The organism is Acinetobacter sp. YH12142 (assembly GCF_013418435.1).
In the GTDB taxonomy this organism is placed as follows: Bacteria; Pseudomonadota; Gammaproteobacteria; order Pseudomonadales; family Moraxellaceae; genus Acinetobacter; species Acinetobacter amyesii.
On the sequence record NZ_VPCB01000015.1, the window covers coordinates 26,033 to 48,630 of the forward strand.

Annotated in this window: 21 protein-coding genes; 13 read left to right on the top strand and 8 right to left on the bottom strand. The window is 40.7% G+C overall.

The features are described 5' to 3' along the window. Positions 1–227 precede the first annotated feature (227 nt). Positions 228–656 carry a glycine zipper domain-containing protein gene (locus FTU77_RS11985; protein ID WP_078188571.1) on the bottom strand — a complete coding sequence of 143 codons (429 nt, stop codon included), beginning with the start codon at positions 654–656 and terminating at the stop codon, positions 228–230. A 367-nt stretch (positions 657–1,023) separates the two neighbouring features. Between FTU77_RS11985 and prfA the strand changes: the two genes are divergently transcribed. Next, positions 1,024–2,112, top strand: a complete 1,089-nt coding sequence (prfA, locus tag FTU77_RS11990) for a peptide chain release factor 1 (RefSeq protein ID WP_078188570.1) — start codon at positions 1,024–1,026, stop codon at positions 2,110–2,112. Then, positions 2,112–2,930: a peptide chain release factor N(5)-glutamine methyltransferase gene (prmC, locus tag FTU77_RS11995; RefSeq protein ID WP_180055895.1), complete on the top strand. Its 819-nt coding sequence runs from the start codon at positions 2,112–2,114 to the stop codon at positions 2,928–2,930. Before prfA ends, prmC begins: the two co-directional genes overlap by 1 nt. A 113-nt stretch (positions 2,931–3,043) precedes the next feature. Here the strand turns inward: prmC and FTU77_RS12000 are convergent, their stop codons facing one another. The 4 genes from FTU77_RS12000 to FTU77_RS12015 all read right to left on the bottom strand — a co-directional run bounded on the left by FTU77_RS12000 (position 3,044) and on the right by FTU77_RS12015 (position 6,747). Beyond that, on the bottom strand, positions 3,044–3,874 hold the full coding sequence (locus FTU77_RS12000) for an ABC transporter permease (protein WP_180055896.1): 831 nt from the start codon (positions 3,872–3,874) through the stop codon (positions 3,044–3,046). Position 3,875: 1 nt separating this feature from the next. Next, entirely contained in the window at positions 3,876–4,844 is a 969-nt protein-coding gene (locus FTU77_RS12005) for an aliphatic sulfonate ABC transporter substrate-binding protein (protein WP_180055897.1), read from the bottom strand. Positions 4,845–5,158: 314 nt separating this feature from the next. After that, positions 5,159–5,512: a hypothetical protein gene (locus tag FTU77_RS12010; RefSeq protein ID WP_180055898.1), complete on the bottom strand. Its 354-nt coding sequence runs from the start codon at positions 5,510–5,512 to the stop codon at positions 5,159–5,161. A 200-nt stretch (positions 5,513–5,712) separates the two neighbouring features. Next, positions 5,713–6,747 carry an AraC family transcriptional regulator gene (locus FTU77_RS12015; RefSeq protein WP_180055899.1) on the bottom strand — a complete coding sequence of 345 codons (1,035 nt, stop codon included), beginning with the start codon at positions 6,745–6,747 and terminating at the stop codon, positions 5,713–5,715. A gap of 141 nt (positions 6,748–6,888) precedes the next feature. Between FTU77_RS12015 and FTU77_RS12020 the strand changes: the two genes are divergently transcribed. The 3 genes from FTU77_RS12020 to FTU77_RS12030 all read left to right on the top strand — a co-directional run bounded on the left by FTU77_RS12020 (position 6,889) and on the right by FTU77_RS12030 (position 11,068). Then, complete coding sequence (locus FTU77_RS12020) at positions 6,889–7,659, top strand: 3-hydroxyacyl-CoA dehydrogenase (protein WP_078188564.1); 771 nt, start codon at positions 6,889–6,891, stop codon at positions 7,657–7,659. Positions 7,660–7,977: 318 nt separating this feature from the next. Further along, the gene (locus tag FTU77_RS12025; RefSeq protein ID WP_180010358.1) at positions 7,978–9,114 is read left to right on the top strand and encodes an acyl-CoA dehydrogenase family protein; all 1,137 of its coding nucleotides are present in this window, start codon (positions 7,978–7,980) and stop codon (positions 9,112–9,114) included. 310 nt (positions 9,115–9,424) lie between these two features. Beyond that, positions 9,425–11,068: an AMP-binding protein gene (locus tag FTU77_RS12030; RefSeq protein ID WP_180055900.1), complete on the top strand. Its 1,644-nt coding sequence runs from the start codon at positions 9,425–9,427 to the stop codon at positions 11,066–11,068. Between the two features lie 100 nt (positions 11,069–11,168). On the opposite strand, the gene FTU77_RS12035 is transcribed toward FTU77_RS12030, so the two are convergent. Then, entirely contained in the window at positions 11,169–12,368 is a 1,200-nt protein-coding gene (locus tag FTU77_RS12035) for a multidrug effflux MFS transporter (RefSeq protein ID WP_257222239.1), read from the bottom strand. A 71-nt stretch (positions 12,369–12,439) separates the two neighbouring features. On the opposite strand from FTU77_RS12035, the gene FTU77_RS12040 reads away from it, so the two are divergent. The 7 genes from FTU77_RS12040 to FTU77_RS12070 all read left to right on the top strand — a co-directional run bounded on the left by FTU77_RS12040 (position 12,440) and on the right by FTU77_RS12070 (position 17,651). Next, positions 12,440–13,042, top strand: a complete 603-nt coding sequence (locus FTU77_RS12040; protein ID WP_180022024.1) for a TetR/AcrR family transcriptional regulator — start codon at positions 12,440–12,442, stop codon at positions 13,040–13,042. A 104-nt stretch (positions 13,043–13,146) separates the two neighbouring features. Next, positions 13,147–13,926: a HesA/MoeB/ThiF family protein gene (locus FTU77_RS12045; RefSeq protein WP_180055901.1), complete on the top strand. Its 780-nt coding sequence runs from the start codon at positions 13,147–13,149 to the stop codon at positions 13,924–13,926. A 58-nt stretch (positions 13,927–13,984) separates the two neighbouring features. Beyond that, on the top strand, positions 13,985–15,283 hold the full coding sequence (locus FTU77_RS12050) for an AarF/ABC1/UbiB kinase family protein (RefSeq protein WP_180040380.1): 1,299 nt from the start codon (positions 13,985–13,987) through the stop codon (positions 15,281–15,283). 83 nt (positions 15,284–15,366) lie between these two features. After that, on the top strand, positions 15,367–15,747 hold the full coding sequence (gene folB / locus FTU77_RS12055; RefSeq protein WP_078188558.1) for a dihydroneopterin aldolase: 381 nt from the start codon (positions 15,367–15,369) through the stop codon (positions 15,745–15,747). Continuing rightward, entirely contained in the window at positions 15,704–16,153 is a 450-nt protein-coding gene (locus tag FTU77_RS12060) for a 2-amino-4-hydroxy-6-hydroxymethyldihydropteridine diphosphokinase (protein WP_111884984.1), read from the top strand. Before folB ends, FTU77_RS12060 begins: the two co-directional genes overlap by 44 nt. Before the next feature lie 242 nt (positions 16,154–16,395). Further along, positions 16,396–16,893, top strand: coding sequence for a DedA family protein (locus tag FTU77_RS12065; RefSeq protein ID WP_180055925.1), 498 nt, complete (start codon positions 16,396–16,398; stop codon positions 16,891–16,893). Between the two features lie 77 nt (positions 16,894–16,970). Continuing rightward, entirely contained in the window at positions 16,971–17,651 is a 681-nt protein-coding gene (locus FTU77_RS12070; protein ID WP_180055902.1) for a hypothetical protein, read from the top strand. A 69-nt stretch (positions 17,652–17,720) separates the two neighbouring features. Here the strand turns inward: FTU77_RS12070 and coq7 are convergent, their stop codons facing one another. After that, on the bottom strand, positions 17,721–18,356 hold the full coding sequence (gene coq7 / locus FTU77_RS12075; RefSeq protein ID WP_180055903.1) for a 2-polyprenyl-3-methyl-6-methoxy-1,4-benzoquinone monooxygenase: 636 nt from the start codon (positions 18,354–18,356) through the stop codon (positions 17,721–17,723). 3 nt (positions 18,357–18,359) lie between these two features. Further along, positions 18,360–19,679, bottom strand: coding sequence for an MFS transporter (locus FTU77_RS12080; protein ID WP_180055904.1), 1,320 nt, complete (start codon positions 19,677–19,679; stop codon positions 18,360–18,362). A gap of 177 nt (positions 19,680–19,856) precedes the next feature. On the opposite strand from FTU77_RS12080, the gene FTU77_RS12085 reads away from it, so the two are divergent. Continuing rightward, positions 19,857–22,598 carry an autotransporter assembly complex family protein gene (locus FTU77_RS12085; RefSeq protein ID WP_180040386.1) on the top strand — a complete coding sequence of 914 codons (2,742 nt, stop codon included), beginning with the start codon at positions 19,857–19,859 and terminating at the stop codon, positions 22,596–22,598.

Consider the following 22,598-nt stretch of genomic DNA (forward strand, 5'->3'; position numbering starts at 1 on the left):
ATTTGGAGCGTGATGTGAAATAAAATACGTGTTCCGTTGCTGCAATGTAAATTTTGCACTTTATTTCTACATGATTGATGACTTGGTTGGAGAGAAGGCAAATCTACATATGTATGAGCTGCAATAAATAAAGTTGTATTTATCATTTGAAAAAAGGCGATACATAAAAAAAGCACCCGAAGGTGCTCTTTTCACTATCCAATAAATTTGGACTCACTAATTTTGAATTAGTGACGACGACGGTAACGTTTTTTGTATTTACGTTCTTGCTGTTTGTCGTAAGCTTTGTCTTTAGAGATTTTATTACCTAAAGCCGCACCACCAGCAGCACCTAGTGCAGAACCAATGTAACCACCGTTTGTACCGCCCATGCTTTTACCAACGGTATAACCTGTACCGCCACCTAAAGCACCGCCGATAGCAGATTCTGTACGGTTGCGTTTATTACTTGCTACCGCAGCACCACCAGCACCACCAAGAGCGGCACCAATTGTAGCTCCGGTATTACCGCCCATGTTTTTACCAATTGCAGTACCTGCAACACTACCTAATGCACTAGCTGCAGCAACGCGTGTTGTACTATCTGCATTTGCAGACACAGTGAACATAGAAGCAGTTGCTAGAGTGGCTGTCATTAAAAGAGTATTCAGTTTCATAGTTCACTCCATGTCCTTCATAAACGCGAGGACTTTTCTTAATCATGTCGATGGCAGTAAATGTAACAAAACTATTCGCTATAAATATGGAGAGCTTTCTCTTTATTTGGTGATTTGAGTGTCTAGTTTGTATAAGTTTTATTAATATTGTGAAAAAAATGGTCGAATGCAGAAAATCTGTACGACTTTGTGGAGAAAGGTAGGAGTGATGAAGTTCACACTTTGATATTTAGGGTCATTGATAGGCCAAAAAACAATATATATGTCATTTCAGACCCATTATCGGTACACTAGCCCCATTATTTTGAATTTTGGCATATCCGTGAAAGTTTAGCGGTAGAGCCTGTGTATTGAGATTTTTTGAAAAATGAAAGAATCGTTACGTTTACGATTAGATCAGCTCTCTGACCGTCACGAAGAATTAAATGCATTACTCGCAGATGTAGAAGTCATTTCAGACAATAAACGTTTCCGTCAGTTGTCACGTGAGCATAGTGATTTATCTGAAATCACTGAAGTTTGGAAAAAATACCGTCAAGCAGAAGAAGATATTGAAACTGCTGAAGTGATGATGACGGATCCAGATTTCAAAGAAATGGCCGTTGAAGAAATTAAAGAAAATAAAGCTTTGATTGGTCAGCTTGAAGCAGACTTAAACATTCTGATGATTCCAAAAGATCCGAATGATGCGAACTCTGCCTATTTAGAAATCCGTGCCGGAACGGGTGGTGACGAAGCTGCCATTTTCTCGGGTGACTTGTATCGAATGTACAGTAAATATGCTGAATCACAAGGTTGGCGTATTGAAGTGTTGTCTGAAAATGACGGCGAACATGGCGGTTATAAAGAAGTAATTTGCCTCATCAATGGTGAAGGCGTATATGGCCGCTTAAAATTTGAAAGTGGTGCGCATCGTGTACAGCGTGTTCCTGCAACTGAGTCACAAGGTCGTGTGCATACTTCGGCATGTACTGTTGCGATTTTGCCGGAAATTGATGTAGACACCAGTGTAGAAATTAATCCTTCAGAACTACGTATTGATACCTATCGTGCATCAGGTGCGGGTGGTCAGCACATTAACAAAACTGACTCTGCTGTACGTATTACCCATATTCCAACGGGTACAGTTGTAGAATGTCAGGACGAACGTTCACAACATAAAAACAAAGCCAAAGCGATGGCGCTATTGGTTTCTCGTTTAGAAAATGCTAAACGCGCAGCGGCAGATGCAGCGACGTCTGAAATGCGTCGTGACTTGGTAGGTTCTGGTGACCGTTCTGAGCGTATTCGTACCTATAACTATCCACAAGGTCGTATGACTGATCATCGTATTAACTTAACACTGTATAAGTTAGATGCAGTGATGGAAGGTGATTTGACTGAATTGCTAGATAGTTTGCATCGTGAATATCAAGCCGATCAGTTGGCATTATTAGCACAGCAGAATGGTGGCTAATGAATATTGCACAGGCTTTGGCCTATCGTGGTGAACCTGAAAGTTATGAACGTCAGGAAAATGCGTGGTTGTTAGAGCACATCACCAAGATTGATTCTTTTGATTTAATCATGAAAAAGGATCAAGAATTGACGGCAGAACAAGAACAACTGTATGTCGACAGTCTTGATCGTATTACCGCAGGTGAGCCTTTGGCTTATGTCACAGGTTCTCAGCCATTTTGGACGCTAGATTTAAAAGTGACTAAAGATACTTTGGTACCACGTCCTGATACCGAAGTGCTCGTTGAAACTGTACTCCGTTTAGAACTTCCTGAAGATGCTCGTGTGGTGGATTTAGGAACAGGAACTGGCGCTGTAGCCTTGTCATTAGCCAGTGAACGTCCAGAGTGGTCAATTGTAGCTTCGGATATTTACGAACCTACCTTGGAAGTTGCTGAGTTTAATGCCAAAAAGCATGATCTTGAACATGTGCAGTTTGTCTTAGGTTCTTGGTTGAAACCTTTTGGACGTGCTTTCTTTGATGTAATTGTGTCAAATCCGCCGTATATCGATGTTGATGATGTACACATGAAGGATTTGGCGACAGAGCCTGAACGTGCTTTGGTTGCAGACAATCATGGACTTGCAGATCTTGAACAAATCATTCTTCAAGCCAAAAAACATTTAACCGTGAATGGTTGGGTGGTGCTCGAACATGGTTATGACCAAGGGGAAGCAGTCAGACATTTGTTCTTACAGGCTGGATATCGAAATGTTCGGACTGTAAAAGATTATGGTGGTAATGACCGTGTCAGTTTAGGTCAGTGGCAACATTGATTTGGTATTAGAGATAGTCAGAAATAAAGCGCATTGAATGCGCTTTATTTTTTTGTTTTTCAATGCACATGTGAGCATTTGTATGCGTGCATTTGCAAGTGTAGAAAATAGGTTTACTTCACCACATCTCGCCAACGTAATAGATATTGTTCTAGATATTTCATCAGGCTATCGGTGATTTTCCCTAAGAGCGCCAATAGAATAATGGCAATAATTACGATATCTGGACGTGAGGTTTCACGACCATCACTGAGCAAATAGCCAATACCTTGCGTGGCTGCAATCAACTCTGCTGCAATCATAAACATCCACGCCAAACTTAAACTATTGCGTAAGCCTGTAAGTATACCCGGTGATGCTGCAGGTAAAATAATCTCACGAATCTGTCTCAAATATTTCAAACGATAAACTTGAGCAACTTCAATGAGTTTTCGGTCTACACCTTGAATAGCTGCAACGGTATTGGTATAGGTCGGGAAAAAAGCACCTATGGCAATGAGGGTGATTTTTGAAGATTCATCAATACCTAACCATAAGAGCAGTAAGGGAATCCATGCCAAACTGGGGATGGATTTAATCGCTGAAAATGTGGGTTCTAAAAATGCTTCGGCTTGTTTGTTTAAACCGACCAAGAGTGCAAATATCAGAGCAAGTCCGCTACCAATAAAAAAGCCTAAAAATACCCGCCAAGTACTGGTCCAGATATGCTGCCAAAGTTCACCTTCAGATAACTCTATAAAGGACTGCCAAAGACTACTTGGAGCAGGGAGTAGATAGGGTTCGATAACACCATTTTTGACCAATATTTCGCATAGCAGCAATAAAACCACTGGAAGAGTTAGACCTTTTAAAATCAAGATCAACTTGGGTTTTATATGGTTTGATGAATCGGAAGCGGTCGAAACCGCTGTATCGATTTTGGGTTGAGTCACTGATGATGACATGTTATTTCACAACCTTTTTCGCATAACGTGCATCAAAAAGTTGGTCAATGACTTGATTGACATTGGTTCCTTTACGAACTAAATCTTCCTCAGTCAAAATCGTGCCAGATTTCTTTAAGGCCGCAATGTGTTTAGCTGTTGGGATATTTTGCTCAAAGTTGGTACGACTCAACTGCAGCTTGGCAACAGCCAATGGAAGCTTGGACTCACGTGCCAATAATTCGGCTAATTTATCTGGATTGGCTTTGGCCCATTGACGTGCTTGTTCATAGGCTTTAATCACAGCTTCAACGGCTTCAGGACTTTGCTGGCTAAATTGTTGTTTGGTACTTAAAACGCTATAGCTGTTAAAACCCACATTTCGATACAGCAAACGCGTGCCTGATTGTACCTGTGCCGATGCCATGAGAGGATCTAATCCCGCCCATGCATCGACTTGACCACGTTCTAAAGCCGTTTTGCCATCGGGATGTTGTAAATGTACCAATTGCACATCACGTTTATTGAGGCCGACTGTTTCTAAAGACTGCAAAGTAAATAGGAACGGATCGGTTCCTTTGGTCGCTGCAATTTTTTTGCCTTTGAGGTCTTTCAGACTTTTAATCGGAGAGTTTTTTGCCACAACCAATGCTGTCCATTCAGGCTGTGATTGGATGTATACGGTTTTAATCGGACTGCCATTGGCGCGACTCAAAACGGCTGCTAGTCCTGCCGTTGAGGCAAAATCCACACTGCCACTATTCAGATATTCGAGTGAGCGATTACTGCCTTGGCTAAAGACCCATTTAATTTGTGTCTTGGGTAAAGCTTTTTCTAAGAGTTTTTGTTCCTTTACCACTAAACTGGTCGGTGCATAGTAGGCATAATCCAGTTTAAGTGTCGAAGGAATAGCAGCAAAGATAGAGCTACTGAGTAGGCTGAACGTCAGCGTAGAAAAAATTAGTTTTGAGCTTTTAAATAGGGAAGTCATATCGTTCACAAACAAGTGTTGAATTATGAGCACATAGATACGACGGAAATATTTCAGAAACAAAACAGAATAAATGCTAAGAATAATAGAAAACGAGATAAGCTTATAAATCAAATATAAGTATTTGATATAAAATATTTTATTGAATTTAATTGTGCTGAAATTTTTTTATATAAATTAATGTGTAAGCTTGCATGAAAAATGCTTAGATATTTTAGTGTAATGAATATTCAAAAATTATTGTGAATTATAGACTTCAAATAATCTTTCCAATAAAAAAGCAGCTTTCGCTGCTTTTTATATGTGATGAATACTTACATTGGGTAGTCTTGTAAGCTATCGAAAACTTCAACTTGTTCTAAAGCTGATGTTTCTACTGCAAGACAGTAAGCAATAATTTTTGCAGTTGCATTGACTAAATTTTCATCTTTTAGATTTGCACCTGCTTGAATTGCTTCAATGTCATTTGCTTGGATATCCAGTGCATGAGCAACTTCAACTGCATTTTCAGTGCTAAAAAATTGTGAGATCAAATTTTGCAAATCAATATCTGCGACAGTTTTAAGCTGTTCATGAAACAGTTCATCAATTGCGTCAATCTGAGTGAAAAGAGAATCTGAAAAGTTTTGAACAAGTTGTTGTTCAAGAACATCAATCATCTTAAGCATAGGAAAGCCTTTCAAGGAGATGCAGGAGAATTGGAAAATAAATAAGCAAAGTGCTTTAAATTGAGTGAAAAATAACCTAATTAGACTAAAGTAGCAATCGTTCAAGGATGAATGGTCAGTCTATTTATTGAATATTTTTAAGTTATTGATTTTCTATTAATTAGATGAATATTCAATTTATAAATAGCGAATATCAAATTTTAGGCCTTGAATTCAGGCGCATTATTTTGTCGATACGCACCGGGACTGACGCCTGTCCATTTTTTAAATGCCCGATGAAAAGCACTCGGATCATGAAAATTTAGTTCTTCACTGATATCTTGCAAACTTTTATCGGTATGAGTTAAAAAATCGATGGCAGTATCACGTCGGATATCATTTTTGAGTTGTTGATAACTCACACCTTCACTTTTAAGACGGCGATGCATTGTGGCTTCCGACATATTCATTTTGACTGCCAACTCATAAAACTCTAACCATTCGGCAGGAGAAACGTCTAACAGTTGTTTACGAATTTGGCTGCTGAGTGCATACGGGTTTTTAAAGCGTACCAAGAGGTTTTCAGGTGTTTGTTGTAGGAATTGATACCACGAACGTGTATCTTGTTTGATTGGCAGGGTTAGGTAACTGGCATCTAGCTGAATATAGTTTTGACTGGCTTGGTAATGAATATTTTCACAGAAGCGAACTTTATAGTCGTGATCATCAAGCGGTGCATCACATTTAAATTGGATTTGGTTTAATAAAATCCGTTGTCCACTTAGCCAGCACAGTAGCGTGTGGATGAGCATCAAATATGTTGCATAGCTGAACATGCGTTTAGGCGCTTGTTGGTCATAGATCACGATATAAGCAAAGTGATCTTCAATGGTTAAATCACTATGCAAGTCATCTAAAACCAGATTTAAAAATTGTAGGATTTGCTTAAGTGCATCCCCCAAGGTGCTGTTATGCATGACCATTTTCGAAAGTAGTTTAAAACTACCACGTCGCATGGCATGCCGATCCATGCCAAAAAATTCATCATCCATCACATCTGCAAGATGAGTCCATAAAGCCGCATATTGAGAAACAGAAACTCTGGTTTTACGCGATAGCAGTAACTCAGAGGGAATACCCGCCTTTTGTAAAATAGCAGAAATATCAAATTGCTTTTTTTGCGCATCGTGTAATGCTTCATGCACCAAGTCGATTGAAATCGTCCCTTTGCTGTATTCGAGTCCATGCTTCGGCATATGTGCGGATAGGTCCTTGTTCAGAATTGTCCAAATACATCAGAAAAGATGCAACATTTGGAAATTGTACTGAATAAATTCTCTGTTTACTCTGCATCTTAAGTCGAATTTAAAACAAGACATCGTAAATAGGGAATTGATATGGACATTAAAGGAAAAGTTTTTGTTGTGACTGGTGGTGCATCAGGACTAGGCGCTGCGACAGCAACACATCTGATTGGCCTGGGTGCAAAAGTGATTATTGTGGATATGAATCATGAGCATGGCGAAGCGATGCAACGTCAACTGGGTGATCATGCCAAATTTGTTCAATTGGATGTCACTGATGAACAAGCGGTCGGCGCTTTCTTTGCACAAGTTGAAGCGGAATTTGGTCAACTTAATGGCTTAGTGAACTGTGCAGGTATCGCACCTTCTGCAAAAGTTTTAGGTCGTGACGGATTACATGATTTGGCGATGTTCCAAAAAGTATTAAATATTAATGTTTCAGGCACATTCAATATGCTGCGCTATGCGGCACAACTGATTGCTAAATATGAATTAAAAGCAGGTGAAGAAGAGCGTGGCGTGATAGTGAATACTGCGTCGGTTGCGGCTTTCGATGGTCAAATTGGTCAGTCGGCTTATGCAGCATCAAAAGGGGCAGTGGTTGCAATGACATTACCTCTTGCACGTGAGCTTGCACGTGAATCAATCCGTGTGATGACCATTGCTCCGGGTATTATGGAAACGCCGATGCTCAAAGGCTTAGCACAAAATGTACAAGATGCTTTGGGGCAAATGGTGCCTTTCCCACCACGTTTAGCAAAACCACAAGAGTTTGCAAAATTAGTGACGCATATTTTTGAAAATGCCTATCTCAATGGCGAAGTGATTCGTCTTGATGGCGCGATTCGTATGCAGCCTAAATAGTTATTTATTAAAACTGCTTATTCTGGCTTCTACGACGGAGTCTGATCGAGAATAACTTCGTTGACAGTAGCTCATCTCGTTACTTTTGTTTCGGCAAAAGTAACCAAAACCATTGTCATTTGCAAAACTCGTCATCAAGTATTTATTGATTTACAGATTACACAAACATTAGAGATTAATGGCGTCCTGCCTCAGACAGTTGCAAATGACGTCGTCGTGTATCCAACTTTGCTTTATACAGCCAAAGTATTTTTAATTCCGCAGTTATCCAAAATTTAAAGCTATACGCGCTATAAAAGATTTAGAAAAGGAAGTCTCATGATTTTAAATGATGAACAAAAAATGGTTCAGGACATGATGCGAAGCTATTCGCAAGAAAAACTGAAACCAACGGCAGCAGAGCGTGACAAAACGGCAGCATTTCCTGCACAAGAGCTAAAGGAACTTGGTGAGCTAGGTGCTTTAGGCATGACGGTTTCGGATGAATGGGGTGGTGCAGGTTTAGACTATGTGTCTTTGGTTGTTGCCTTAGAAGAAATTGCTGCTGGCGATGGTGCGATTTCCACAATTGTTAGCGTACAAAACTCACTGCCATGTGGCATCACGCAGCGTTATGGTACAGAAGCACAAAAAGAAAAATACTTAAAAAAATTAGCCACAGGCGAATGGTTGGGATGTTTTTGCTTAACAGAACCACAAGTGGGTTCAGATGCGAGTGCGTTGGAATGTAAAGCGGAGCGTGATGGTGACGAGTGGGTGTTAAATGGCACCAAGCAATTTATTACCACAGGAAAACATGCCCAAGTAGCCTTGGTTTTTGCGGTAACGGATAAGTCTGCAGGTAAAAAAGGGATTTCGTGCTTTTTAGTACCAACGGATGCGCCGGGTTATATCGTAACGCGTTTAGAAGACAAAATGGGTCAGCATTGTTCCGATACAGCAACGATTGTTTTAGATGACTGTCGTATTCCTACAGACAGTCTTTTAGGCCAAGAGGGTGAAGGCTATAAAATTGCCTTATCGAACTTAGAGTCAGGTCGAATTGGTATTGCAGCACAGTCTGTGGGTATGGCCCGTGCGGCATTAGATGCAGCCGTTGAATATGCCAATGAACGCAAGGCATTCGGCGTAGAGATTGTACAGCATCAGGCCGTGGCATTTCGCCTCGCGGATATGGCTACCCAAATTGAGGCGGCTCGCCAATTGATTTTCCATGCAGCGACGTTAAAAGATGCAGGTTTTCCATGTTTAAAAGAAGCCTCGATGGCGAAACTTTTTGCATCGACGATGGCTGAACGGGTGTGTTCAGATGCGATTCAGATTCATGGGGGCTATGGTTATGTATCTGATTTCCCAGTAGAACGAATTTATCGTGATGTGCGTGTCAGTCAAATCTATGAAGGTGCATCGGACATTCAGCGGCTGGTGATTGCACGTGAAGTCACCAAAGGGTGAAAGGTTAAAAAATAGACTTTAGTCGATGTTCAAACCCTGCAATGGCGTTGATGGTTATGGAAATTGCAGGGCACATCCAAACATGGTTATCTAGGTATAGACAGTCTAAGAATAGGTAATTTACGAATAGATTGTCGAAGAGTATAAGTTTCAAAACTAAAAAACCGACATTGCAATCGGTGTATAGAAAAGCAGTAAAAGCGGATGTGGCAAAGGAATCGTCACTAGTACGCAGCGGTACAACAACAAGATCAATAAACCTCAAAGTCTTGCACTTTGAATCATAGAGAACAGGATAGGAATTGTCGTCATGAAGACACTAGAACAAGCATATCGTGATTTTAATTTTGAAAAAATGGTTGCAGAACAATTGGTCGGTACGCCAAGTTCAATCAATGCTTATGATGAATGTTGTGGGCGCTATGTTGGGCAAAATCGAACTGCACTGATCTGGGAAGGTAAAAATGGTGAATCTGAACAATGGACTTTTGAGCAATTAGATTTAGCTTCGGCACAATTGGCGAATTATTATCAGCGCATTGGGCTAAAAGCAGGTGATTGCATTGCAGGTCTATTACCCCGTACTGCAGAGTTATTGATTACTATTTTGGCAACATGGCGTATAGGGGCAATTTATCAGCCTTTGTTTACGGCATTTGAGTCCAAAGCGATTGAGCATCGGGTGCAAACTGCGGGAACAAAGCTGATTGTAACCAACACTGAGCAACGATCAAAACTTAATCACATTGATTTACCGCATATTTTAAACGTACATGCCGATCAAGCAATTCAAACAGATCCTGACTTTTGGTCAGAGTTGCAATTGCATGACGCCACATTTAACTCAGTTCCCCGTTCATTTGACGATGAATTTTTAATGATGTTTACATCGGGAACGACCGGTTTAGCCAAGTCTGTACCTGTGCCACACAAAGCGTTATTGGCATTTAAAGGGTATATGACACATGCGGTTGATTTGCGTGATGAAGATTCATTTTGGAATTTGGCAGATCCGGGTTGGGCTTATGGTTTGTACTATGGAATTGCAGGGCCATTAAGTTTAGGACACAGCATTATTATGGATGAACGGGCTTTTAGTGTTGATCATGCACTTCAAGTCATCAAAAAATATAAAGTCAGTAATTTGACTGGTTCACCAACGGCTTTTCGTATGTTCTTTGGCTTCAAAGAAAAATTTGACGCATCCATAAAATCACATTTACGGGTTGTGAGTAGCGCAGGTGAGCCGCTAACGCCTGAAGTGATTCAATGGTTTAATCACGACTTAAACGTCAATATTTATGACCAATATGGACAAACGGAACTTGGAATGGTGATTGCAAATCATCATGCTTTAGAACACTACAAAAAAGTGGGTTCAGCCGGTTTTGCTATACCGGGCCATCGTTTCGCGGTGCTTAATAAAGACTATCAAGAAATTGAACGTGGTGGCATTGGAACATTGGCATTAGATTGGTCGCAATCTCCACTGATGTGGTTCACAGGCTATGGTGGCAATAACCGTAAAGCCTTTGTCGGGAACTACTATTTAACCGGTGATACCGTTCGTTTAAACGAAGAAGGCGGCATTGATTTTGTGGGTCGTGCTGACGATGTCATTACAACGTCAGGCTATCGTGTAGGACCTTTCGATGTGGAAAGCACATTATTAGAGTGCGAAGAGGTTTTAGAATCGGCAGTTGTCGGTAAGCCTGATCCTGAGCGTACAGAATTGGTCAAAGCTTTTGTGGTATTGAAACCACAATATCAAGCAAGTTCAGAACTCATGGATAAGCTACAAGCCTATGTGCGATCTCGTTTATCCAAGCATGCTTATCCAAAAGAAATTGAATTTGTAGATGGGTTGCCTAAAACATCGAGTGGAAAAATCCAACGTAATCTGTTGAAACAACAAGAAGTGGCCAAAGCGCAATTAATGCAAAAGGTCAGTTAAGTTTAGGCTGAGATGGATTAAAGGAAAGGCTGCGTACATGCAGCCTTTTTTCGATTTGCTTATCTGAAGTTGGATAATAATTATTTTTGATTTGGCAATTTTAATGCTGAGACATCGGTAAATGTTTTGGAAAGCTCATGAGGCAAAGCAGTGCAGAAATAAGTGCACAAGCAAACATGATTGTGACTAAACCTAAGCTGCCAAAATTACTAAATTTACCGGTTAAAGTTGTAATGATCGCACCAAAGCCAAATTGTAAAGCACCTAATAATGCAGATGCTGTGCCAGCATTTTTATGCTGAAACATAAGAGCCAACTGGCTGCCGGTAGGCATAATGAAACCTAATAGTGCAACGGCAATAAATAGTGCGCTACAGAAGAATATTAGATTTGAATAGCCTAAGCATATCGCAAGGAGCAGTATAGCCATGATGAGTAAGAAACTGCTGTTCATGATTTTATAGGCATTCAGTGGTCCAAATTTTTCATGCACTTTGGGGTTAAAGATTGCAGCAGCAATTAAACCAAATGCATTGAATGCAAAGAGCAGGCTAAATTGGGTAGAACTTAGCTGATACTCACTGATAAATACACTGGCTGAACCAGCGATATAAGCAAAGAAGCCAGCTTGCGCAATACACAGTGTCAGTGAGTAAATGATGAACTTACGATCCCTGATAATTTGCCCATATAATTTGATGGTTTGTGAAAGCTTGAATTGTTGGCGCATTTCCACTTGACGTGTTTCAGGGAGTAGCATTGCAACGGCTGCCAATACAATCGCGGCATATACGGCTAAAAAAATAAAAATATTTCGCCATGAACCTAAAGCCTGCAAGCCATCACCAATTAGAGGTGCAGCCACCAATGAAAGGCCTAATATCGCCAAAACCATTGACATCATTTTGCCCATTGCGGGGCCTTGAAACTGATCTTTGATGATGGCAAACGCAATCACCATCCCAATTGAACCACCTAAACCTTGAATAAACCGAATCCATTGTAATTGTTCAACGCTTTGTGCAAATGCGCAGCCGATTGAGCCTAAAATATAAATTCCTAAACCTAAGTAAATAAGCGGCTTACGGCCAAATTTATCCGAGAGTGGGTCATACATCAGCTGGCCAAGCATTAAACCCACAAAAAATGTCATCAAACTCAGTTGGATCGCACCTTCGCTACTCCCTAAAGATGTTGCCATAGCGGGAATGCTTGGTAGGTACATATCAATACCTATCGGGCCGATGGTTGCGAGTAATGCAATGAGTATGAGCATTGCACGTGTATTTGATGCTGTCATAATGTGGTCGGATCTTGTGAAAAGCGGCGCATTATGAAACCTATTGGTTCCCTAAGTTAAGGAGAGCAGCATTGGCAAAACTAGGCCGTCCTTTGGTCATGTCGGCAGAACAGCGGCGTGCAGAAATCTTTTCTATTGCAGAACAACTCTTTGGTGAGAAGGGCTTTGAAAATGTCACCATGTCTGAAATTGCGACCGCAGCAGGTATGTCTAAAAAAACGCTATATGTGTATTTTTCTGATAAACGTGAACTGCTTATTTCATTGGTTGAGTCGTCCTATATCTGGACTGAAGATGCTTTTGATGCCAATAGTTTAGATCGTGTGTTGGCCTTGCAGAATCAGTTGAAGAAAATCGCTGAGCATGTCCTGTCCGAGCGGCATATTAAGTTGTGCCGACTGGCGATCGCAGAGCGTGTTGGTGTTGATGGAATAAGTGATACTTTTTATGAAAAAGGTATCGCCAAAAGCCGAGATCATTTGATTCATACTGTGAGTCATATTCCAAGTGCCCAATTTGTATTGAACTTAAATGCAGATATCATGGCGGATATGTTATTTGGTGCAACCATTTCGAAGCCTTTCGTCGATTTACTATTTTTAAATCAGCAGATCGATATGCAGCAGGTAAATACGGCAATTGAACAAAGTATTCAGGCTTTGTTTAAAATGTGAATGCCTAAATTTTCATAGCAAAATTGAATATTTATTTTCGTCCTTATCTTTGGATTGCTCGTTATAATGGCCTCGGTTTTATGTTTTAAATGAGATAGCAGAACATGGATGCACAGCTCGATCTAGATTCAGACATGGAATTAAGTGATGATGAAATGCATCTATACAGCCGTCAAATATTGCTTGATGGTTGGGACATCGATGCGCAAGAGAAGCTAAAACTTGCCAATGTACTCATCGTAGGGTGTGGTGGAATTGGTTGTACTACAGCCGAATTATTGGCACGTGCAGGCGTTGGCCAAATCACTTTGATCGATGCAGATCGCATTGAAATCAGTAATTTGCAACGACAAATCGCGTATATCGAACACGATGTAGGTTTTTATAAAGCTGAAATTTTGGCTAAACGTTTACAAACGATTAACCCGTATATCCGTGTGCAAAGCTATACCTCAAAATTAGATGAAAGCAATGCAAAGGCATTGATTTCACAGCAAGATTTGGTTCTCGACGGTTGTGATAATTTCAGCACGCGTTATTTGGTCAATGCAAGCTGCGTAGAAAATAATGTGGCGCTGATTAGTGCTTCAGCGATTGGTTTCCAAGGGCAACTGTTTATGGTCGAAGGAAACGCGGCATGTTATGAATGTCTATTTCCAAAAGAACAGCATGCCAATGAAAGTTTGCGCTGTGCAGACTCGGGTGTGCTTGCAACCACACCAAATGTTATGGCAAGTTTGCAAGCTCATCATGCTTTGCTTTATTTGGGTTTAGGAAAGACAGTATTGAAACAAAAACTTTTGTTGTGGGATGGTCTGTCAATGAAACAAAAAATTCTCGCTTTTGAAATAGATCCCGATTGTCCAATCTGTCAGGCAAGATAAAGCAGCAAGCCCTTATTTTTTTGCTACACTCACGTTAATTATTTTTTTCTAAGACATTATGAAAAACAATATCTGGTTAGATGGAATTCGCTCGGTTGCCCGCATGGGTGAGACCGCTGTCGTTGCGGCAAAAGCCGGCTTTAAATATGCAACTGAAAAACCAAGTAACGCAAAATTAATGCGTGAAACTTTTGAATCACTAGGTTCAACCTATATTAAATTGGGTCAATTTATTGCCAGTACACCTTCTTTATTTCCGCGTGAATATGTCGAAGAGTTCCAAGGCTGTTTAGATCAGACACCGTCATTGCCGTTTAGTTATGTGCAGCAGGTATTGGCTTCAGAATTTGCTGGTCGTAATTTAGATGAAATATTTGCTTCAATTGATGAAAAGCCTTTGGCTTCTGCATCGATTGCACAGGTGCATGCCGCTAAATTGGTCACTGGTGAAAATGTTGTTATTAAGGTGCAAAAACCGGGTGTCGAGACGATTCTCTATACAGATTTAAACGTCTTACATTGGGCTACTAAACTGGTCGAAAAAGCTGTACCCAAAGTCAAATTTGCTTCACTTGCAGATATCGTTGAAGAAATTAAAGTTCGCATGGTACGTGAGGTGGACTTTATTGAAGAAGCTCAAAATCTTGACGACTTTGTGAATTATCTGAACGTAACTCAAAACAAAGCCGCAACAGCACCAAAGGTTTATCACCAATATTCAACACGTCGTGTCTTAACCATGGAACGTTTATACGGCGTGCCATTGACCGATTTTGACGTGGTCAAGAAAGTCGCTAAAGATCCATCGCAAGTTTTGGTGACAGCGATGAATACATGGTTTGGCAGCTTGATGTTATGTAACAGTTTCCATGCAGACTTACATGCAGGCAACCTGATGCTGCTAGAAGATGGTCGAGTAGGCTTCATCGATTTTGGTATCGTGGGCCAGTTGAAACCTGAAGTGTGGACAGCATGTATTGCGTTTATGGATGCCCTACAAAAAACTGACTACAACTTGATGGCTGAAAACATGCTGAAAATGGGCATGACGGCTGTCAAAATTGACACACAAGTCTTAGCTGCCGATTTAGAGCGTTTATTTAGCGGTGTGCTTTTGGCTGATCCACAGGAATTATTAACCTCAAATCCTGCCGATTTGAATGACATCATGATGGATATGGTACAAGTCGGAGAGCGTCATGGTATTCGCTTCCCACGTGACTTCGCTTTATTATTCAAACAAATGTTGTACTTTGACCGCTTTATGCGCATCCTTGCGCCATATACTGATATTTATGCAGACCAGCGTATTCAAATGGTGCAGACTATGGACCCTAATTTATTGTTGAAGCAATAATTTAGCCGCAAGATATAAATAAAACCCTCCTTCTTTAACAGGAGGATTTTATCGATGTTTAAGATTTTAATTTGAGTGTAAGAATGGACGCAATTATCATTGAAGGTTTGAAAGTTGAGACCGTCATCGGCTGTTTCAATTGGGAGCGTCAGATTATTCAGCCTTTGATGCTCGACCTCAATATTCAAACCAGTTTAGCGCAGGCGGCTCAGTCAGATGAGCTTGAAGATACCTTGAATTATGCTGAAATTTGCGAAATATCAGCCAAAGTCATTCAAACTGCTCAACCTAAATTGATCGAACATGCAGCAAAACTGGTGATTGATGCACTTTTCGCTACCTATGACAGTATTGAATCTATTATGATTACCATCCGGAAGCCTGCCATTATCGCGCAAGCCAATTCTGTAGGAATTCGTCTTGAACGCCACCGAAACGATTTTCGCCCTAGCTCTGGCGAGTAATTTCAATCCCAAACCGCATTTTCAACTGGCTTTACGTCAAATTCAGGCTTTGGGTCATGCTGAATTTTCCAAAATTTATGTGATTCCTTGTCGTGATGGCATTGGGGCGGATTATTGGAATGCAGCTTGTTTGGTGAAAAGCAGTTTATCTGTAGATGAAATCAGCACCTTACTGAAAAAAATGGAAGCAGACTCAGGTCGTGTTCGTCCGTCTCATAATATCGCTTTGGATCTAGATCTGATCGCGTGGGGCGAAGGCTTAGCGCACATGCAATTTAATCCGAAAAAACTGCCATTAGCACTCGATGTTAAAATTCCAATGTTCGACATTTGGAAAAATGAGATGTTTGAACATCCAGCACATCAATTTCCTATGGTGAGTTGTCAAAAAGTTTTAGTGGATTGAGTGAATGAAACGGAATGCTTTCAAAACTCATGACGTATATTTCAAATGTCCCTAAATATCCCAAGTAGACAATAACAAAAATATTCAAATCCTGTCATGGTATGCGCTAGCGTATAGGCTGTCGCAGGATTACATTATCTTTTTAGCTTCAAAATAATGATATGAACTGGACGGATCTGATTCAGCACTATGGCTATATTGCGATTTTTATTGGCACATAGTTTGAAGGAGAAACAGTGCTGATGATTGGCGCCTATGCCATCCATCAACACATACTTCATTTTCCAATGTTGATTGCGGTGGCGATGTTGGGCAGTTTTATTGGCGATCAGTTTTATTATCAAATGGGCGCTCGCTATGGGCAAAAACTTATCCAGTCGAATGCAGAATTTGCACAAAAATTCGATCGTGCGAGCCAGTTTATTGAACGTTATCCTATTTTGACCATTTTATTTATGCGCTTTGCTTGGGGCTTTAGAACCATTTTACCTATTGTTGTAGGTGTGCGTGCTTATCCTGTTTGGAAATATGTGCTGATTAATTTGGTCGCCTGTTTTATTTGGGCGATGTTGGTCGCTACGATTGGCTTTCAAATGAGTCATTATTTACATCTGTTTTGGGCGAAAATGTTGTCTTATCATCAAGATATTTACATCGTTATTGCCGTTATTTTATGTATCGTATTCTTCCGTGTGCTCTATACGGTGTTGAAGTGGTGGCGTAAGCATCATCAACATTGATAAAGTGAACGTGGCTGATCTGATAAAATCGTCAAAACATAATCAAAAGATTTAAAGGGATATTTAGTGAGCGCAATATGGGCTTAGGTTATGGTGCGGGTGCGGGAGGTTTCCTTATTATTTGCTTTGCGATTTTGGTGCTATTTATTGTCATTGCGATTTGGTTGAGTTGGAATAATTGGTATAAAAAGCAAAAAAATCGACCATATAAAGTAAATGCGGTACTTAAAATTGGTTTATCTGGCGTATTGTTTTTCCCTTTATTTGTTGCAGTAACGCTGGGATTGTTCGTGATTTCAGGTCTTCGTTCTGACTATGCAGAGTGGCAGCATCAAAAGAAAATTCATATACAGTTGCAGGAACCCTTAAACTTTGGAGAGGTTGTACTGCCTGAAGGCACGTGGATTAACCGATCATTTGAAACCGACTATACTCTGGAACAGATGACTGATATTCGTCAAGGTCTGACTTCGGCTCGTTTTCCACAGCCGATTCAAATAGCTGGATTTGATGTTATTGCATTTGAGCTGCATCGCCATTTATTGCTGGAATTGGCACATGATCATACTGTTGTGATTAATAACCAAAAGGAAATTTGTCCGGCTGGATGGCTGCTTGAGTTAGGTGGAGCTGGTTATCCGTCCACTGCACAACGTTATAGTTTGAATTTTGATTGGTTTACACCAAGTCGATGGCAGCCTATAAACTGTTTTGATGGCGAAGGAATTATTGTATTAGAGTCAAAACATTACTTATGAAAAAGCCTGCATCATTGCAGGCTTTTTGTTCACTATTTATAAAACTTAGCGACAATCATTAGAAAATCATTAAATGTAATAACTGGTTTTGGTCATCAGCTTAGAAATACCAGTCATGGCAATACGAACTGGAACAGGAAGGTCTACACCACCTGCATTGAGTGCTGTATCACGGTGATGAAGTTCATCTTCATTCATTTGCACTAAGATTTTACGTGAACGTTCGTCTTGCTCTGGCAATTGTCGAATATGGTCTTCTAAATGCAGACTCACCTGACGTTCAGTTTCAGCGACAAAACCTAGGCTGTATTTATCACCGGCAATACCTGCCAATGCACCCATCCCAAAAGAAAGGCCGTACCAAACTGGGTTGAGCAGGCTAGTATGGCTGTCTAATTCTTTTAAGCGGTCTTCACACCATGCTAGATGGTCTTGTTCTTCAATCGCTGCTTGTTCCATTTCGCGGCGTACATTAGGCAGTTTCGCGGTCATTGCTTGTCCATGATATAAGGCTTGAGCGCAGACCTCACCGCTGTGATTAACACGCATTAAACCTGCAACATGACGTGCTTCGCTGACTGCAAGTTGAGTCTTTTCAGCAACAGACGGATTTTCACGGTGTGCAGCCGTTGCTCCTGGTACCAAACTACGTAAGGCCTGATCAAATGAGTGAATAAGTTTGTCGACACCTGTAAATTGACGCATGGATTAATCCTCCAGAGAGACTTGCGTAGTTTTAAGCAAAGGTTTGATGCGTAATAGCAGCCAAATACAAAAGATTGCACTGAGCACTGCAGTTATACAAAAAAGTATTTTAATATCAATCTTTAAAACACTCAGAATGATAATTGAAAATATAGCAGAAGATACCATAAATACCGCATTTAAAATGTTGTTTGCGGCAACGACTCGCGCACGATGTGAGCGTGGAGAGTAAGCTTGCATCATTGCATAGAGCGGAACGATGTAAAAACCACCACTAATACCCAATAAAGTCACGGCAATCATGACATGGTAATAGCCCCAACCTTGATGAAAAACTTCTGAAAGGGTAATAAGTGGGCCAGTTTGAGTCGGGACAAGCGTTAAACTAAATGCTAAATACAGTGCAAATACCGTTAAACCTACAGCACCGATGGGAACCATCTTAATATTAACTTGAGTTCCGCCCAATTTACGACAAAGCAATGAACCCACGCCCACACCCACAGAGAAAAAGGTTAATAGTAGGCTAACGACATTTTCGGAGGCATGTAGGTTTTGCTGGGTCATTTGTGGAATTTGGGTGAGGTAGGTTGCACCATAAAACCAATACCACGAGTTCCCCAATAAAATGGTAAAAATCAGCGGCAAACTTTTGGCATATTTCATCGTTTGGTAACTGGTACGGAAAAAGTTCCAATCGATTTTTAAATCAGGTGTAGTGACATTTTGCTTAAGAATAAAACGACTGGTGATATAACCTAAAATGGCGATGGTCATTACTGTCAGGCTGATCCACATTAAATTGCCTTGAGATGAAGCAATCACGGCACCACCCAAAATCATCCCGAATAAAATTGCCATGGATGTTGCCGATTGGAAGAGCGCATTGCCTGACATCAGCTCATTGGGCTTTAAAATTTCAGGCAAAATTGCATATTTGATTGGACCAAAAAATGTCGAATGGGTCCCCATCAAAAATAAAGCTAGCAACAATAACCATAAATGACCGGTCAGAAAGCCAATACTGCCGATGATCATGATGATAATTTCTAAAATTTTGATGCCACGGATAAGTTGTGAACGTTCAAACTTATCTGCGATCTGTCCTGCTGTCGCTGAAAAAATAAAGTAGGGTAAAATAAACAATAATGCAGCCAGATTGTTTAGCGTGCTTATGGGTAATGCCTGTTGTTGGATTAATCCATAGGTGATGACCAACAATAAAGCCTGTTTATAGACATTGTCATTGAGCGCCCCAAAAAATTGGGTCAAAAACATAGGCAGGAAACGGCGTGTACCTAGCAGATGTTCGTTGTTATTCATAAGCGTCTTGCTACATTAAGTTTTATTAAGAAATGTGAGTGATTGGTAAAATCTCTAAAAAAATCATGTAATATGTTTTTGAGTTTGGAGATGGCGAAAAACCAATAGATATAAGATCTTTAGCTCTACATCTGATTGACTAAGTCCATTACATAATGAAATTTGTTAGAGTTTGCTATGCCTGCAAAAATCAAGTTTAAAAAAACAATGCTTCATCACAGTATGGCTCACTGCATACGACAGCATCATAGCAATAAAAGTCTATATATGAGCATCTTTTTGACCTTGTGTGCTCAGCATAGTTTCGCCCAAACTCCCGCAGAAACGGTTCCAACATCTACCGATACAAAAGCAGAGATTGTTGCTGAAATCAAGGATGAGGCTGTAAAGCAAGGGCTATCGACGCCTGAAGCAATTGAAAAAATTGAAAATATAAATGAACCAGAAGAATCTGTTGATAGCATGAAAATGCTGCAAGAACAGCAGCAAGCAGGAACTCAACTACAAGAATTTAAACCCATTGAGTTTGAAGATTTAGAAAACTTACCCGTGACACCTGTTGATCAAAACATGGCGAATGAAATCTTCCAAGTTGCTGAAGAAGCCAAACGTCAAGCGCAGGAGTACCGTGCAACACAGCAAACAGAAGTTGCTGTTGCAGATATTACCCAAAAAGAGTTAACGGAAATTAACCAAGCGCCAGTCAATATTGATCAGCTCATGGGTGAAATTCGTTCGGATAATGAAATTACCGCGACACGAAATGAAAATGCCAATACTCTGCAAGAGCTGCATAACCCAACAGTTGAGGATGATGCAGAGCCGGGTATTTTCAAGCGCTTATTATATAAAGTACGTCCGCCACGTCAGATGAACACGGCAAAAGTGCCACGAATTAGTGCGGATGTTGAAATTACATCAGCACATAATACCAGTCAAACGTCGAGTAAAGCCTACGGTGCGGCACTGGAAGATCTCAAAGCCAATATTAAAGGCAAGCTTTCAAGTTTTACTCAAGAATCCTTTAGTGATTTTCCATCAGCTTTGCCTCAATTACGTAGCTTGTCCAATCAAGCCGCGCAAGCCGTGGGTTTCTATCAATCTGAATTCAAATTTGAAAAAGTGTCTGACAGCAAAGTTCGTGTATTGGTTACACCAAATACGCCTGTGCAAATTGAAAAACAGAATGTTGAATTTTCTGGGGCTGGGGCGAACCAAGCTCAGTTTCAGGTGATTGGTGTATTACCAGATCAGGAAGAAGGTGACATTCTTAATCATGGTAAATACGAAACGACGAAAGGCCGAATTAATGATGCAGCAACTAATAACGGTTATTTCGACTCGTACTGGCGTTTGCACGATGTAAGAGTGGCTCAACCACAAAATACAGCCGATATCAATTTGCGCTTTGAAACGGGCGAGCGTTATAAGCTGGGCGAAGTCGAATTTAGAATGAGTGATCCGAATGCAGAGTTTCCATTGGATCGCGATATTTTAGAAAGCTTGGTGACGTGGAAAGACGGTGCTGACTATACTTTCTGGCGTGTGAATGGTTTGGCCAATAACCTGACGAACTCGCGCTATTTTAACTACACCTTGGTTGATGCGATTCGACCAGACCCGATTGAAAAGCCGCTTGAACTGCCACCAGATATTCAGACCTTGGTTGATCAAAATCAGTTGTCTGAAAGTTCACAAGTGGTGAAAGATAAAACTGAAGTGATGTCGAATAAAGAAGTCACGCAAAAAGTGGTTGATGAAGACCAATTTGCGGGGGTGAATGATGCAGAGCAATCCTCTAAATTACGCAGTTTGCAAGATACGCAAGATGCTAAACAAGCAGAACAAGATCGCTTAAAAGCGCAAGCACGCGAAGATAAAAAAGTCCCTGTGATCGTGACACTGAATGCAGACAAGCTGAATAGTGCAGAAATTGGTGCAGGTTTTGGTACTGATACAGGCACACGTGTTCGTGGCCAGTATCGCCGTGCCATCGTGAATAAACGTGGTCATTCTTTTGACGCCAACATGGAAGTATCCAAAATCCGTCAATCGATTGATGGACGCTATAACATTCCATATAACCACCCATTAAATGACTATGTCAGCTTAGTCGGTGGTTATGAACGTGAAGAACGTGATGATGTCGGTCAAGGTGTTAATCTTTCCATTGAATCTGCTGTAGCGGGTGTGGACCGGATTATTAAAAACCCCCGTGGTAGTTGGCAGCATACCTTTGGTTTACGTTATCGTTTGGACCGTATTACTGATGACGGACTTAATCCTAGTGATGACATTCCAGATGCATTCTTGGTGAATACCAACAATGAACAACAGTCCTTGATGTTTGGCTATGAAATTTCTCGAACCGACTCTGATAAACGTGTGAATCCGAGTAAAGGGATCAAGCAAACCTATAAAGTTGAAGTCGGAAGTGAAAGCTTACTTTCAGATGCTGATATGGCGATCTTGAATGCGGGCTGGCGCTTTATTTATTCGTTGGGTGAAAATGATAATCACCAAGTCGTTGGGCGCAGTGATTTAGGTTATATTCTGACAGAGAACTTTGATAAAGTTCCTTATAACTTACGCTACTTTACCGGTGGTGACCAAACCATTCGCGGCTTTGACTATAAGAGTTTAGCGGCCGAAGAAAATGGCTATAAAATTGGTGGTCAAGTCTTGGCAACGGGTTCATTAGAATACAACTACCAATTTAAAGAAGGCTGGCGTGCTGCGGTCTTTAGTGACTTTGGTAATGCGTACGATAAAGACTTTAATACACCGACTGCATATAGCGCAGGTGTGGGGATACGTTGGGCATCGCCAATTGGCCCAATTCGTTTAGATGTCGCTACCGGACTTTCTGACGACAGCAAACCAATTCGTTTACATTTCTTTATTGGTTCACAATTATAA

Coding starts and splice junctions, on each gene's coding strand:
- FTU77_RS11985 (WP_078188571.1), bottom strand. CDS start 656: ATGAAACTGAATACTCTTTTAATGACAGCCACTCTAGCAACTGCTTCT.
- prfA (WP_078188570.1), top strand. CDS start 1,024: ATGAAAGAATCGTTACGTTTACGATTAGATCAGCTCTCTGACCGTCAC.
- prmC (WP_180055895.1), top strand. CDS start 2,112: ATGAATATTGCACAGGCTTTGGCCTATCGTGGTGAACCTGAAAGTTAT.
- FTU77_RS12000 (WP_180055896.1), bottom strand. CDS start 3,874: ATGTCATCATCAGTGACTCAACCCAAAATCGATACAGCGGTTTCGACC.
- FTU77_RS12005 (WP_180055897.1), bottom strand. CDS start 4,844: ATGACTTCCCTATTTAAAAGCTCAAAACTAATTTTTTCTACGCTGACG.
- FTU77_RS12010 (WP_180055898.1), bottom strand. CDS start 5,512: ATGCTTAAGATGATTGATGTTCTTGAACAACAACTTGTTCAAAACTTT.
- FTU77_RS12015 (WP_180055899.1), bottom strand. CDS start 6,747: ATGCCGAAGCATGGACTCGAATACAGCAAAGGGACGATTTCAATCGAC.
- FTU77_RS12020 (WP_078188564.1), top strand. CDS start 6,889: ATGGACATTAAAGGAAAAGTTTTTGTTGTGACTGGTGGTGCATCAGGA.
- FTU77_RS12025 (WP_180010358.1), top strand. CDS start 7,978: ATGATTTTAAATGATGAACAAAAAATGGTTCAGGACATGATGCGAAGC.
- FTU77_RS12030 (WP_180055900.1), top strand. CDS start 9,425: ATGAAGACACTAGAACAAGCATATCGTGATTTTAATTTTGAAAAAATG.
- FTU77_RS12035 (WP_257222239.1), bottom strand. CDS start 12,368: ATGACAGCATCAAATACACGTGCAATGCTCATACTCATTGCATTACTC.
- FTU77_RS12045 (WP_180055901.1), top strand. CDS start 13,147: ATGGATGCACAGCTCGATCTAGATTCAGACATGGAATTAAGTGATGAT.
- FTU77_RS12050 (WP_180040380.1), top strand. CDS start 13,985: ATGAAAAACAATATCTGGTTAGATGGAATTCGCTCGGTTGCCCGCATG.
- folB (WP_078188558.1), top strand. CDS start 15,367: ATGGACGCAATTATCATTGAAGGTTTGAAAGTTGAGACCGTCATCGGC.
- FTU77_RS12065 (WP_180055925.1), top strand. CDS start 16,396: ATGATTGGCGCCTATGCCATCCATCAACACATACTTCATTTTCCAATG.
- FTU77_RS12070 (WP_180055902.1), top strand. CDS start 16,971: ATGGGCTTAGGTTATGGTGCGGGTGCGGGAGGTTTCCTTATTATTTGC.
- coq7 (WP_180055903.1), bottom strand. CDS start 18,356: ATGCGTCAATTTACAGGTGTCGACAAACTTATTCACTCATTTGATCAG.
- FTU77_RS12080 (WP_180055904.1), bottom strand. CDS start 19,679: ATGAATAACAACGAACATCTGCTAGGTACACGCCGTTTCCTGCCTATG.
- FTU77_RS12085 (WP_180040386.1), top strand. CDS start 19,857: ATGCCTGCAAAAATCAAGTTTAAAAAAACAATGCTTCATCACAGTATG.